The 12,822-nt window shown below is 68.6% G+C and carries 13 protein-coding genes; 7 read left to right on the forward strand and 6 right to left on the reverse strand.

Going from position 1 to position 12,822, the window contains the following annotated elements; translation table 11 throughout:
• Positions 1-23: 23 nt before the first annotated feature.
• The 5 genes from EGT67_RS19100 to EGT67_RS19125 all read left to right on the forward strand — a co-directional run bounded on the left by EGT67_RS19100 (position 24) and on the right by EGT67_RS19125 (position 6,155).
• Positions 24-308 (forward strand): DUF2277 domain-containing protein, encoded by a 285-nt coding sequence (locus tag EGT67_RS19100; protein ID WP_127917665.1) that lies wholly within the window; start codon positions 24-26, stop codon positions 306-308.
• 310 nt (positions 309-618) lie between these two features.
• Positions 619-1,767, forward strand: a complete 1,149-nt coding sequence (locus EGT67_RS19105; RefSeq protein ID WP_127917666.1) for a hypothetical protein — start codon at positions 619-621, stop codon at positions 1,765-1,767.
• A 377-nt stretch (positions 1,768-2,144) separates the two neighbouring features.
• Entirely contained in the window at positions 2,145-2,960 is an 816-nt protein-coding gene (locus EGT67_RS25140) for a DUF8176 domain-containing protein (RefSeq protein ID WP_164877605.1), read from the forward strand.
• Positions 2,957-3,730 carry a hypothetical protein gene (locus EGT67_RS19120; RefSeq protein ID WP_127917669.1) on the forward strand — a complete coding sequence of 258 codons (774 nt, stop codon included), beginning with the start codon at positions 2,957-2,959 and terminating at the stop codon, positions 3,728-3,730. The genes EGT67_RS25140 and EGT67_RS19120 overlap by 4 nt, the downstream gene beginning before the upstream one ends.
• Before the next feature lie 103 nt (positions 3,731-3,833).
• A complete protein-coding gene (locus tag EGT67_RS19125; RefSeq protein ID WP_127917670.1) occupies positions 3,834-6,155 on the forward strand; it encodes an ATP-binding protein in 2,322 nt (773 codons plus the stop codon).
• A gap of 72 nt (positions 6,156-6,227) precedes the next feature.
• Here the strand turns inward: EGT67_RS19125 and EGT67_RS19130 are convergent, their stop codons facing one another.
• From EGT67_RS19130 to echA20, 4 genes are read right to left on the reverse strand one after another with little or no spacing between them, the layout of a single operon-like run.
• The gene (locus EGT67_RS19130) at positions 6,228-7,292 is read right to left on the reverse strand and encodes an NAD(P)H-dependent flavin oxidoreductase (RefSeq protein WP_127917671.1); all 1,065 of its coding nucleotides are present in this window, start codon (positions 7,290-7,292) and stop codon (positions 6,228-6,230) included.
• A complete protein-coding gene (locus EGT67_RS19135) occupies positions 7,289-8,038 on the reverse strand; it encodes a CoA-transferase subunit beta (RefSeq protein WP_127917672.1) in 750 nt (249 codons plus the stop codon). The genes EGT67_RS19130 and EGT67_RS19135 overlap by 4 nt, the downstream gene beginning before the upstream one ends.
• Positions 8,035-8,925: a CoA transferase subunit A gene (locus EGT67_RS19140; protein WP_127917673.1), complete on the reverse strand. Its 891-nt coding sequence runs from the start codon at positions 8,923-8,925 to the stop codon at positions 8,035-8,037. Before EGT67_RS19140 ends, EGT67_RS19135 begins: the two co-directional genes overlap by 4 nt.
• Positions 8,925-9,710, reverse strand: a complete 786-nt coding sequence (echA20, locus tag EGT67_RS19145) for a (7aS)-7a-methyl-1,5-dioxo-2,3,5,6,7,7a-hexahydro-1H-indene-carboxyl-CoA hydrolase (protein WP_005515559.1) — start codon at positions 9,708-9,710, stop codon at positions 8,925-8,927. Before echA20 ends, EGT67_RS19140 begins: the two co-directional genes overlap by 1 nt.
• Positions 9,711-9,807: 97 nt before the next feature.
• Between echA20 and EGT67_RS19150 the strand changes: the two genes are divergently transcribed.
• Positions 9,808-10,593, forward strand: a complete 786-nt coding sequence (locus tag EGT67_RS19150; protein WP_127917674.1) for an SDR family oxidoreductase — start codon at positions 9,808-9,810, stop codon at positions 10,591-10,593.
• Complete coding sequence (locus tag EGT67_RS19155; protein WP_127917675.1) at positions 10,590-11,504, forward strand: SDR family oxidoreductase; 915 nt, start codon at positions 10,590-10,592, stop codon at positions 11,502-11,504. Before EGT67_RS19150 ends, EGT67_RS19155 begins: the two co-directional genes overlap by 4 nt.
• Positions 11,505-11,564: 60 nt before the next feature.
• Here the strand turns inward: EGT67_RS19155 and EGT67_RS19160 are convergent, their stop codons facing one another.
• Positions 11,565-12,236 (reverse strand): GNAT family N-acetyltransferase, encoded by a 672-nt coding sequence (locus tag EGT67_RS19160; RefSeq protein WP_127917676.1) that lies wholly within the window; start codon positions 12,234-12,236, stop codon positions 11,565-11,567.
• 101 nt (positions 12,237-12,337) lie between these two features.
• On the reverse strand, positions 12,338-12,808 hold the full coding sequence (locus EGT67_RS19165; protein ID WP_127917677.1) for a nitroreductase family deazaflavin-dependent oxidoreductase: 471 nt from the start codon (positions 12,806-12,808) through the stop codon (positions 12,338-12,340).
• Positions 12,809-12,822 lie beyond the last annotated feature (14 nt).

A 12,822-nucleotide genomic window follows, 5' to 3' on the forward strand; every position in this document is an offset into this window, starting at 1 on the left:
GGCGCGGGATTACCGTTCGAGGCATGTGCCGAAACATCACCGAGCTGCGCGGGCTCGAACCGGCAGCCACACCCGAGGAGATCGAGGCCGCGGCCCGACAGTACGTGCGCAAGGTCAGCGGCATCCAGAAGCTGTCCGACGCCAACCGCGACGCCTTCGAGAAGGCCGTCGAGGAGGTGACCGCGACGACGATGGAGCTGCTCGCGGCCCTGCCGCCGCGCCGGCAGCCACCCAGGACCGTCCCGCCGCTGAGACGGCCCGAGGTGCGGGAGCGGATCGCCGCACGCAGCGCCGCCGTGCGTTCCTGACGGTTTCGACGGGCGCCGCCGGGCCGCCAAGGGGGCCGGTCGATTCGGCCTGCCCGCCCGGGTATATTGCTCTGGCATCGTCCGGCCTAGGGGATTTCAGTCGGCGGGGGAAGATCATCGAGATGGGGCGGCATCGTTGCCGAGGGGGGTTGCCGGGCGTTCACATGCCCGGGCGGGGGCGCTTCGGGGCTCGCCGCGTCCGAGCCTTACCTCTTCACGAACCACCCGAACCTCTCTTGCTCCGTCGCGCTGCTCCCTTCGGGCCGGGTCGATCGTGACTTTGTTCAGGACACCAAGGGGGATTTCGTAGATGGGTAAGCACCACAAGTCGCGCGTGGGGACGATGGCGCGCGTCGCGATCGTTCCGTCCGCTGCCGCCGCCGTGCTCGTGGCCGCGTCGGGCGCGGCACAGGCGGCACCGAACGAGCTGCCCTCGCAGGGTGGTGTCACATCCGCTCCCTCGACGCAGGGCGGCGTGACGTCGGCGCCGTCGACGCAGGGCGGCGTCACCTCGGGTCCCGAGCAGCCCGAGCCCGTGTACTGGGTGGAGCCGCCGGCCCAGTACCAGAACATCGAGTACCAGCCGCTCGAGAATTACGACTACGACACCAACACCTACGACGCACCCGACGACTACTACGTCGCACCCGTGCAGGTTCAGGATCTGCACCTGCCGACCTACGTCGAACCCACCGCGCCGATCATCGCGCCGCGGGAGACCCTGCGCCTCGGCACCTACCATGTGTCGCAGCCCAACTGGATGACCGACGGCGACCTCGCCCGCACCAACAACACCTCCGCCGTCATCGAGGCCGAGGTGTCGACGTTCTGGCGCTCGCTGGGCATCGAGACCACTCGCGCCAACCGGCTCGCGGCAGCGCAGCTGGGAATGGGTGCTGCGAACGCGGCCGGATGGGGCGTCGTCGGCGCCCTGGCGGGCGGGACGATCGGTGGCGTCATCGGTGCGGGAATGATTGGCGGGGTCGAGCTGCCCCTTCCGGGTGGGCCGGCCTTCTTCGTCACCAACGGTGTTGCCGGCACAGCGATCGGTGCTGCGGTAGGAGCAGCGGTTTTTGCTGCGCCAGCCGCTGTCACGGGCGTCGTGGCCGGAACCATGGTCGGCGCCGGCGATCTCGGTGAGCCCCAGCCGCTGCCGGATCCTGCCGACAAGGTCTTCCGCGACATCGAAAAGCCGGAGATCAAGTCCTGGACGGAGGAGACCCTCGCGCAGTGGGAGACGAACCCGGCCGGTGCTGTTGCGGCGTCGGCGGTGCGTGACACCGTTGCGGCGGCGCCCGAAATGGATCGTCAGGCACGTGATTTCGTCGCATCCCAGCCGGGCGGCGACCAGGTGCTCGACCAGGTCGACGCGCGCCTGGCGACGTTCTTCACCGACTCGTCCCTCGGTGTCGCGTCGAACATGATCAGCGACGCCGTCGGGACCGGCGTCCAGGCTTGAGACAGGGGTGGGGTGGGCCCGGACGCGGGCCCACCCCACCTGCAGGAGGACACATGGCGACGGACAATCGGACCGAGCACTCACTGTTCCCGGACGTGACCGAGCACTACGAACGGGAAACGGCCAGCCAGGAATCCGCGCCGCAGCAATCTCCGCCCGGACCGCCGGTGGAGCCGACTCCGGTTCCGGTTCCCCGGCCGCCGGTCGAGCAGCAGACTTCCATTCCGGTCCCTGGACCGCCGGTCGAGTCGATTTCGGCTCCGATCCCTGAACCTGCGCGAGAAGCGCCTCTGGGTGACCTGCCGGCCGACGTCGACTATCCGAAACCCGAACTTTCGCAGGACTCCGAGTCGGATTTGCCCGACGAGTTCGACCAGATGCCGACCTGGTTGGTGGCTCCGGACTCGCCGGCCCCCGAGCGAAAGAAGCGCGAGAAGCGCGAGAAGCGCGAGAAGCGCGAGAAGCGCCAGAAGCGGGACAAGCGAGAGAAGCAAGAGAAGCAAGAGAAGCGCGACAAACTGGAGCAGCCGGAGCAGCCGGAGCAGCCGGAGAAGCAAGAGAAGCGCGACAAGCCGGAGAAGCCACAGAAGCTGGAGAAGCCGGCGAAGCAGGAGACGCGCGAGGAGGAGACGTCCGGCGGTCGGAAGCCGCTCCTGATCGGTGGCGTCGCGGTCGCCCTCCTCACGATCGCGTCGGCGGCAACTGTCGTGGTCCTCCGTAGCGGCGATACGGCGACCGAGGGCACACCGAAACCGGTTGCCGCCGCTGCCGCTACGACGTCGGGAACCTCCGCGGCTTCGGCAACACCGGAGTCGGCGGCCCCGGCACCCGCCTGGTGTGCGGAATCGGCGGCCGACGGACGCAGCGTCGGCCGCGGCCCCGGCGGGACCTCCGACGGCCCCGGCGTCATCCGGGCCTTCGACCACGCCTACTACGTCGAACGGAACGGAGCACGGGTCGCATCGCTCATGGTCGCACCCAACGCCGTTCCGGAGATCCAGAAGTGGATCGATGAAGTCTCCCTCGGCACCGAGCACTGCGTCACCATCGCCTCCACCCCCGATCCGAACGTCTTCAACGTCGATCTCGGACTGCGCACGCCGGGCTCGTCCGATGGCGTCATCCGTCAGCGGATCACCGTGGCGCCCTCGCCGGAGGGATTCAAGATCGCGAAGGTGGAGGACACGAAATGAGCAACGTCGTGTCGCTGCGTCGGGTGCCGAACGTGCCCGAACCCGAACGGGTGTCGGCAGCGGTCGTGGCCGGTTCGGGCGGTGCGGCAACCACCACGACCGCGTACGGCCTCGCCACCGCATTACGGCTGGGCACGGGCAAGGAAGTGTCGGCCGTCGACGCTACGAGCGACGGCGGAAACCTGTTGTCCCGAACGGGATTCGAGGGTGTCGACCCGGCGCGGTCGATTCGGCAGTTCGAATCCCGCATGGCGCTCACGTCGGCCGGTGTCGTCGTGGTCGGCGGCAGCGACGGGCAGCCCAGCGATCCCGCGATCGTCGACGAACTCCTCGCGGCCCGCCACAGTGCCCGCATCCACGACGTCGGCACGGCACTGCGGTCGCCGCGGCTGGCCCCGCTGATCCGGTCCGGCGCTGCGCTGGTGATGGTGGCGCCCGCCCGATCCGAGCCGCTCAGCCGCATGCGCGACGCGCTCACCTGGATCATGTCGACGTACGGTGCGCAGACCCTCGGTGACGCGATCATCGTCGTCTCACACCAGTTGCCCGACGCCCCGGTCGATCTGGCGCCGATCCGGGATGCGCTGGCCCCCCGTGTCGCCGGATTCGTCGAGGTCCCGTTCGACCCCGCACTCGCGCAACCCGGCGTTCTCGACCACCGCAGGCTCACGCCCGCGACCCTCGATGCCTGGGCCGGCGCTCTCGACGTTCTCGGCGGGCTCTTGTCGCGTTCTGAGCCGGGAACGAAGACCGGCAGCGAACTCGCCTAGCCGGCGAGTTCACTGGGCTCGTCGCGGAGTCGCGAGAGATCGTGGAAGCGTAGACTTTCCCCGGAGACAGAGTCGCTGGCAGGCGACAGTTCGGCGGTCTGAAATGACGGTCAAGGCGGGCAACCTGCCGTTCGAACTGACCAGTTTCGTCGGTCGGCGGTCAGAGGCTACGGAGGCGCGGCGCCTTGTCTCGGAATCGCGCCTGGTCACGTTCACCGGTCTCGGGGGCGTGGGCAAGACGCGACTCGCGCTCCGTGTCGCGGAGGATGCACGCAGGGCTTTCACCGGCGGGGCATGGCTCGTCGAACTGGGCGAACTGCAGGAGTCGGCGCTCCTCGAACAGACGGTGATCGGGGCCCTCGGTATCCAGGACCGGTCGACTCGTGCACCACGAGCAATCCTCATCGACCACCTGGGCGACAGTCGAGTCCTGTTGGTGCTGGACAACTGTGAGCATCTGGTGGCGGCCGTCGCGGACCTGACGGTCGACTTGCTCCGGCACTGTCCGGGACTGACCGTGCTGGCAACGAGTCGTGAACGGCTCGGTGTTCCCGGGGAGACCGTCATGCGGGTACCACCGCTGGACGTGCCCGGCGAACCCGGATCCGGTTCTCTTCCGGCGGAGACGTCGGACGGGGACGCGGTGGCGCTGTTCGAACAGCGTGCGCAGGCCGCGTTACCGGACTTCCGGATCACCGAGGGGAACCGCGTCGCGGTGGAACGGATCTGCCGGCAGCTGGAGGGTCTGCCCCTGCCGATCGAACTGGCCGCTGCCCGGCTGCGTGCGATGTCGGTCGACGAGATCCTGCATCGACTGGGCGATCGCTTCCGACTCCTCACTCGCGGCAGCCGGAGTGCGCCGAGTCGGCAGCAGACGCTCAAATGGAGCATCGACTGGGGCTACGACCTGTGCACACCGCCGGAACAGTGGCTGTGGACGCACCTGACCGTTTTCGCGGGCAGCTTCGATCTGGAGGCGGTGGAGGGCATTCTCTCCGGGGAGGCGGTGTACGGCGAGCTGATCGACCTCGTGACGTCGCTGGTCGACAAGTCGGTTCTGATTCGCGAGGAGGCCGGCGCCACCGTCCGGTACCGGATGCTCGAGACGCTTCGCGACTACGGTCGCGGCCTGCTGCGCGACGAGGAGTGGACGTCCCTGCAGCGTCGGCACCGCGATTGGTACCAGCAGGTCGTGCTGTGGGCCGGGGCCGACTGGATCGGGCCCCGACAGCTCGACTGGATGACGCGGATGGACCAGGACGTCCCCAACGTCCGCAGCTCGCTGGAGTTCAGCCTGACCGATCCGGATTCGGTCGGGGACGCGCTGTGTGTCGCGGCTGCCCTGCACGACTACTGCCTGCCGCGCGGCCGATTCAGCGAAGGGCGCTACTGGGTGGATCGCGCCTTGGCGAGGGCACCTGCGCACACCGTCGGGGACCTCGGGGTAGTCGTGGTCGAAGCGTCGGTCACCGGCAGTCTGCTGGCCGCGCTGCAGCGGGACATCCCCGCGGCAGCGGCCCTGGCCGAGGACGCGCGTCGCCGCGCCGAGGAGTTGTCGGACGAGGAGACGCGGGCGTTGGCGACCTACGCGGTCGGATTCGTCGCCGTCGCCGACGGTGATCTTCCCCGCGGCGCCGAGCACCTCGAGCGGGCGATCCGCGGGTTCCGGGCCGACGACGACATTCTCCGCCTGGTCCCGGCGCTGTACTGGTTCGCCTTCGTGATCGATGCTCTGGGGAACGCGGACCGAGCCGCGAGCCTCTACGAGGAAGTGCTGGCGCTCACGGAGTCGCACGGTGAAATCATGTGGCGCGCAATGGCGATGTCGGACTACGGCTCCGCGCTGTGGCGGTGGGGGAGTCGCTCGCGGGGAACCACGATGCTCGCGGATTCCCTCGGCCTGCTGCGCAGGATGAGCAACCTGTTCGGGTGCGCGTGGTGCTTCGAGGAGCTCGCATGGACGGCCGCGGATCGGGACCCGGAACTCGCGGCCGTGCTGATGGGTGCGGCCGATGCCCAGTTCACGGCCACGGGAAGCCCGATGGCGACCTTCGGGGCGCTCGTCGCCCATCACGACGTGTGCATGGAGACGGTGCGTAATGCTCTCGGAGACAGGGCAGTCGAGAGGGCGATCGATCACGGAAGGTCGTTGAGCCTCGATGAGGCGATCGCCCGCGCGCTCGAGGAGCAGCCGATCGAGGCGTCGACGGTCCCCGAGGCCGACGGCGCAGTCCCGCTGACACGGCGGGAGACGGAGATCGCCGAACTGGTCGCCACGGGGATGACCAACAAGGCGATCGCGGAGCGACTCGTGATCTCGCAGCGGACGGTCGAGGGGCACGTCGAGCGAATTCGGGAGAAGCTCGGCTTCGCCTCACGCACCCAGATCGCAACCTGGGTCGTCCAGCGGGACGAGTCGCCCTGACCCGACGAGCGAAGGGACCCTTCACGCGCTGGTGGCGCACGAAGGGTCCCTTCAGACGAAAACCCGGACCGGTCAGGCCTTGAGGTCTCCAAGCGCGTCGATACGCTTCACGGCGTCGGCCATGATGCGGTCGATCAGTTCCTTGCAGCTGGGCAGGTCGTCGATCATGCCGACCACCTGGCCGGACGCGAGCACGCCCGCCTCCGTGTTGCCCTCGACCAGACCGGCCTTGAGCAGCATCGGGGTGTTGGCGGCCATGATGATCTGCTGCCACGTGCGGTCGCTGGACTTCTTCATCGCCAGGCCGTCCTTGGCCAGCGTCGTCCACTTCATGCCCGTCATCGCCTTGAACTTCATGGCGTTCTTGGCAGCGGCGACGAGACCCTTTGCGTAGCTGGACTTCTCCAGTGCATTCACCAGGTCGGTGTCGAGCACGCGGTGCGGCATGCCGTCGACCTTCAGCGACACCGTGGTGTCGGTCAGGCCGCGCTTGAGGTACTCCTGCTTGACCGAGTCCGGCACCGCCGAGTCGCTCGTGAGAAGGAAGCGGGTGCCCATCGCGACGCCCGCGGCGCCGTACGACAGCGCCGCGGCCAGGCCGCGACCGTCGAAGAAGCCGCCGCCTGCGACGACCGGGATGTCGACCGCGTCGAGCACGGACGGCAGCAGCAGCGTCGTCGCGACACCACCGGTGTGGCCACCGCCCTCACCGCCCTGCACGATCACCGCGTCGGCGCCCCACGAGGCCACCTTCACGGCGTGCTTGGCGGCACCGATCGACGGGATCACGACGATCCCGTTGTCCTTGAGCTTGGCGATCAGTTCCTTCTTGGGCGCCAACGCGAACGAGGCAACCTTGACGCCCTCGCGGATCAGCAGATCGCAGCGCTTGGAGGCGTCCGACGCGTCGGCGCGCATGTTGACGCCGAACGGCTTGTCGGTGAGCTGCTTGGTCTTCTTGACCGCAGCCTCGAGCTCCTCGTACGTCATCGTCGCCGAGGCGAGGATGCCGAGGCCGCCGGCGTTGGCGGTGGCCGCGGTCAGGCGCGGGCCGGAGACCCAGCCCATGCCCGTCTGCACGATCGGATGCTCGACGCCCACCAGCTCGGTGAACGGCGTCTTCAGCACCTGGCTCACAGCGAGACCTCGCGGTCACGCAGGTTCTTCGGGTCGATGACCTCGCGGATCAGGCGAAGCTCCTCGGCGGTGGGCTCACGGGTGATGCCCGCCGAGTCCAGACCGGCGATCTCGAAGGACGTGTTGGCCTTGACGTCCTCGGCGGTGACGCCGGGGTGCAGGGTGACCGCGCGCATCGTCTGGCCGGGGCCCTGGAAGTCGAAGACACCCAGGTTGGTGACCACCTGGTGGTTCTTCAGGAAGCGGAACGCCGGGTTCTCCGGGTCGACCTTGTCGTAGCCGACACCGCACACCACGTCGACCTTGTCCGCGAACACGCGCGAGGAGTGCTTGCCCACCCAGTAGCTGGTGGCGTGGTTGATCGTGTTGCCGGGGGCGCCGCGCAGGCCGAACATCTGGCGGGTCGGCTTGTCGAGCGGGCCGAACGCCGAGAGGTTCTGGTTGCCGAACTTGTCGATCTGGTTCGCGCCCATCACCACGTGGCGTCGGCCGGAGGCGACCACGTCGAACACCTTGGAGAACGGGATGTAGCCCTCGATCGGCGCGCTGGCACCGATGGCCGGGGCCTCGGCCAGGATCAGGGCCTCGCCGTCCGTGATGATCAGGTCGGGCTCGGTGGTGAGCTTGGCCAGGCGGGCACCGATCAGCGGCAGCGTCGCCATGGGGGAGGCGAAGATCTCGCCGGCGTCGGTGAACAGCTCGGCGCACGCGACGGCGCAGTACTCCGCGCGGGTTACCTCGGTCATGACTTCTGCTCCTCTGCGAACTTGCGCACGGCTGCCTGGTAGTCGTCCTCGCTGCCGGACAGGTAGGTGTCGGCGAAGGCCTGCCATGCCTCGGGGGTCTTGGAGGACTCGGCGTAGTGGCGCTGGAACTTCTCGTCGCGCTTGTAGCTGCCGGCGAAGGTGAAGTGGGCGCCGTTGGGGGCCTCGGTGACGGTGTCGACCATCGAGCGGTTCAGGATCAGGGCCTGATTCGGGACCGACTTGACGAGCTCCTCGGTCGAGACGATCTTGTCGACGCTGAGGATGCGCTGCTCGGCCGCGAGGCAGAACAGGTCGTCGAAGTACGGGTCGACGCCGGTGTACGCGGCGTTGCCGCGCTCGTCGGCCAGGTCCAGGTGGACCAGGGCGGCATCGAGGTTCAGCGCGGGCATCGCGATGAGGGTCTCGGTGCGGCCGTCGGCGTCCGGGTACGGCGACGCGACGGTCTTGAGCTCGTCGCCCCAGACGGTCTGTGCATCCGAACCGAGGCCGGCGCGGATCGGCATGAACGGCAGGCGCGCGGCGGCGGCCTGCAGGCCGGCCTTGACCATGCCCTCGTCCATCTCGCGGGACTCGATGGTCCCGGCGACGCGGGCCTGCGCGAACCAGGGGTCGTAGAACGGCGCCGAGTCCAGGGACACGAAGCCGTAGTAGGCGCGCTTGACCTTGCCGGCGGAGATCAGCAGGCCGAGGTCCGGGCCGAGGTACCCGACGACGGTCAGGTCCTTGACGTCGCTGCGCAGCAGCGCGCGGACGAGCGCCATCGGCTTGCGCCGCGAGCCCCAGCCGCCGATGCCGATGGTCATCCCGCTCTGGATACCGGCGACTGCCTCATCCAGTGAGCGGCGCTTTTCGCGCTTCTCAGCCATTACTTGCTGTCTCCCTTGGGTGCGGTGGTGTTCGACTTCGGCTTGCCGGTGGCGACGAACTCGTCGCGGTGCTCGTCGGCGACGCCGGCGAGGTTCAGCTCGAACGTGAAGCCCTGCTCGATCCGGTAGCTGGTGTGCACGTCCATCACGTCGATGCGGTTGATGGCTTCCTTGGCGCGGCGGATGACCCGGGTGTCCTTGGCAGCGATCTCGCCGGCGATCTTCAGCGCGCAGGCGTCGAGTTCGGCGCGCGGGACCACGTCGTACACGGAACCGAAGTGCTTGAGCGTCTGGGCGTCGACGTTCTTGGCCGTGTAGTACAGCGTGCGCATCATGTGCTGCGGGACCAGGCGCGCGAGGTGCGTCGCAGCGCCGAGCGCGCCGCGGTCCACCTCGGGCAGGCCGAAGATGGCGTCGTCGGACGCGACGATGACGTCCGCGTTGCCGACCAGGCCGATGCCCCCGCCGACGCAGAAGCCGTTGACGGCGACCACGACGGGAACCTCGCAGTCGTAGACCGCGGAGAACGCCGCCGCGCAGCCGCGGTTGGCGTCGATGAGGGCGCCGTGGCCCTCGGTGGCCTGCATCTCCTTGATGTCGACGCCGGCGTTGAAGCCGCGTCCCTCGGCGCGCAGGATCACCACGCGGGTCTCGGGATCCTTGCCCGCAGCCAGGATGGCGTCGGCCAACTCGAACCAGCCCTTGGACGGGATGGCGTTCACCGGCGGGTAGTCGACGGTGACCGTGGTGATCCCGGCACCGTCCGAGGTCGAAGTGATGCCCATGGCATGTTCCTTACGTCTGTTGACCGAACCAAGCGATTGCTTGGTAAGTTATCACAGACGGGTGCGAATGACCCGTGCCGCTTCAGGGAGGAACAAGGTGGATCTCGGTCTCGAAGGCAAGGTCGTACTGGTGACGGGCGGAGTGCGCGGAATCGGTGCCGGAATCAGCCGGTCCTTCCTGCGCGCGGGGGCGACGGTGGTGACGTGCGCGCGGCGCCCGAGGGAAGAGACTGCCGAACCCATCGAGGTCGACGGCCGCGGTGTCGACTTCATCGCGTGCGACGTCCGGGACGCCGAGCAGGTGCAGTCGATGGTCGATCAGATCGTCGCCAAGTACGGCCGGCTGGACTCCGTCGTCAACAACGCCGGCGGCGCCCCGTTCGCGATGGCGGCCGACGCCAGCCCCAAGTTCCACTCCAAGATCGTCGAGCTGAACCTGCTCGCGCCGCTGCTGATCTCGCAGATCGCCAACGCGGTCATGCAGAAGCAGGACGACGGCGGATCGATCGTGATGATCTCCTCCGTCAGCGGCAGCCGCCCCTCCCCGGGCACCGCCGCGTACGGCGCGGCCAAGGCCGGCATCGACTCCCTCGCGGCGAGCCTGTCCGTCGAGTGGGCCCCCAAGGTGCGGGTCAACTCGATCGTCGTCGGCCTGGTGCAGACCGAGCTGAGTCACCTGCACTACGGCGACGAGGCCGGTATCGACGCCGTCGGCGCCACCGTCCCGCTGGGTCGGATGGCCCGTCCCGAGGACATCGGCAACTGTGCGACATTCCTGGCATCCCCGCTGGCGGCCTACGTCAGCGGTTCGACCCTTACCGTCCACGGCGGCGGCGAGCGCCCGGCCTTCCTGGCCGCGGCTACTACAGAGGAGAACAAGTGAGCGGTTTGCTTGACGGCCGAGTCGTCATCATCACCGGCGCCGGCCGTGGAATCGGTCGCGCCCACGCGCTGGCCTTCGCGGCCGAGGGCGCCAAGGTCGTCGTCAACGACATCGGTGTCGGCGGCGACGGCTCCAACACCGGCGAGACCCCGGCCGAGCAGGTCGTCGCGGAGATCAAGGCCGCCGGCGGCGAGGCTGTCACCAACGGTGACGACGTCGCGTCGTGGGAGGGTGCGCAGAACCTGATCCAGACCGCGATCGACACCTTCGGTGGCCTGGACATCCTGGTCAACAACGCGGGCTTCCTGCGTGACCGCATGCTCGTCGGCATGAGCGAGGAAGAGTGGGACGCGGTCATCCGCGTGCACCTCAAGGGCCACTTCGCCCCGCTGCGCCACGCTGCCGCGTACTGGCGTGCCGAGTCCAAGGCCGGACGCCCGGTGGACGCCCGCATCATCAACACCAGCTCGGGCGCGGGCCTGCAGGGCTCCATCGGCCAGGGCAACTACGCCGCGGCCAAGGCCGGCATCGCCGAGATGACGATCCAGGCCGCCGCCGAGCTGAAGAACTACGGCGTCTCCGTCAACGCGATCGCCCCCGCGGCCCGCACCCGCATGACCGTCGGTGCCGGCGGCGCGATGGCCGAGGCGATGGCCGCTCCGGAGGAGGGCTTCGACGCGATGGCGCCGGAGAACATCTCCCCGCTGGTCGTGTGGCTGGGCTCCGCCGAGTCGAAGAACGTCACCGGCCGCGTGTTCGAGGTCGAGGGCGGCAAGATCACGGTTGCCGAGGGCTGGCGCCACGGCCCCACCCAGGACAAGGGCGAGCGCTGGGATCCGAAGGAACTCGGCCCGGTCGTCGCCGATCTGCTCGAGAAGGCCGAGACCCCCACCCCGGTCTACGGCGCCTGAGCCTGACACGAGAAACGCCCGTGCGCATCCGCGCACGGGCGTTTTCCGTTCTCGGCGTGATTACGCGGGGGTGCGGACGATCAGCACGGTGCCCGGGAAGTACGCGGCGAGTTCGCTGCGGGCCTGCTTGAGCGCCGCGGTGCCGTAGCCCTGCTTCCGGGAACCGGGGGCCACCCAGATCGCGACGTCCACCTCGTTGCCGGTCAGTTCGCCGAACACCAGGCCGACGCTGTCGGGCTTGTCGCCTGTTGTGCACTCGGCGACGAACCACGCCGCGGACTCGTCGTCGATCCGCTTCAGGCCGCTGCGACGCTCGTCCTCGACGCGCTCGGGACCCCAGGGATTACCGGCGTCGTCGAAACGCTCGGTGGACCGGGCACGGAACAGTTCGGTGTCGGCGTCGGATTCGGTGAAGGGGCGCAGGCGAACTCCCGCACCGGTGCTGTAAGGCCGCTGCTCGGGCAGCCATTGCAGGGTCGCGTCGAGGTCCTCGAGTTCGGTGCGGATGCGGTCGCGTTCCTTGACCGTGAGACGGTCGAATCGCAGGTTCAGCACGGCGTCGGCGCAGAATTCGGTGGTGTCGAGGAGTTCGCGCACGGCTGCGACGGCCGCCTCACGATCCTTGCTCTCGACGATGGCGTCCAGGACCTCGTGGCGCCGGTCGAGCGCCTTCAACAGCGCCGAGGCGATCTCACGGCGGTCGATCACCTGGTCGTGGTTCTTCACTGTCATGTTGCGACATTCCTCCTCGAGAACCGGGGTGCCCGGCGCAGATGTGCCGGGCGTCGCCCACCATTATTCCCGTCCGAGGCCGCGTGGGGGAGGGCCGAAAGTTATTCGCAGATGACCACGGGAATCTGCCGATCGGTCCACGCCTGGTAGTTGTCGAAGTCGGCGTAGAGGTCCACGAGACGCGGCCACAGTTCGGCGCGTTCCTCGTTGGTCGCCACGCGTGCCCGCATCTTCCGGATGCGCGACTTGATCTGGATCGTCACTTCCGGGTTGGCCCGAATGTTGAGGTACCACATCGGGTTCTTGGGTAGTCCGCCCTGCGAGGCGACGAGCACGATGCGGTCGCCGTCCTCGAGGAACAGCAGCGGGCTGATCCTGGGCTGCCCGCTCTTGCGGCCGGTCGTGGTGAGTAGGCAGACGGGGATTCCCCAGGGGAACGCGCTGCCCACCCGCCACTTGCCGCCGAGGCGCCCGCCGGTGGCCCGATACAGCTTCACGTTGGTCTTCGACATCCACTTGATGATGTCGGCCGTGTACTTCGAATCGAGCCCCGACGGGCGCTGCGTGGTCATCTCAGGGGATCTCC

Origin of the sequence: Prescottella agglutinans (assembly GCF_004011865.1) — a bacterium.
Lineage (GTDB): Bacteria > Actinomycetota > Actinomycetes > Mycobacteriales > Mycobacteriaceae > Prescottella > Prescottella agglutinans.

Bases quoted from the DNA above. Each gene is read 5' to 3' on its own strand.
- EGT67_RS19100 (WP_127917665.1), top strand. From the start codon at position 24: ATGTGCCGAAACATCACCGAGCTGCGCGGGCTCGAACCGGCAGCCACA.
- EGT67_RS19105 (WP_127917666.1), top strand. From the start codon at position 619: ATGGGTAAGCACCACAAGTCGCGCGTGGGGACGATGGCGCGCGTCGCG.
- EGT67_RS25140 (WP_164877605.1), top strand. From the start codon at position 2,145: ATGCCGACCTGGTTGGTGGCTCCGGACTCGCCGGCCCCCGAGCGAAAG.
- EGT67_RS19120 (WP_127917669.1), top strand. From the start codon at position 2,957: ATGAGCAACGTCGTGTCGCTGCGTCGGGTGCCGAACGTGCCCGAACCC.
- EGT67_RS19125 (WP_127917670.1), top strand. From the start codon at position 3,834: ATGACGGTCAAGGCGGGCAACCTGCCGTTCGAACTGACCAGTTTCGTC.
- EGT67_RS19135 (WP_127917672.1), bottom strand. From the start codon at position 8,038: ATGACCGAGGTAACCCGCGCGGAGTACTGCGCCGTCGCGTGCGCCGAG.
- EGT67_RS19140 (WP_127917673.1), bottom strand. From the start codon at position 8,925: ATGGCTGAGAAGCGCGAAAAGCGCCGCTCACTGGATGAGGCAGTCGCC.
- echA20 (WP_005515559.1), bottom strand. From the start codon at position 9,710: ATGGGCATCACTTCGACCTCGGACGGTGCCGGGATCACCACGGTCACC.
- EGT67_RS19160 (WP_127917676.1), bottom strand. From the start codon at position 12,236: ATGACAGTGAAGAACCACGACCAGGTGATCGACCGCCGTGAGATCGCC.
- EGT67_RS19165 (WP_127917677.1), bottom strand. From the start codon at position 12,808: ATGACCACGCAGCGCCCGTCGGGGCTCGATTCGAAGTACACGGCCGAC.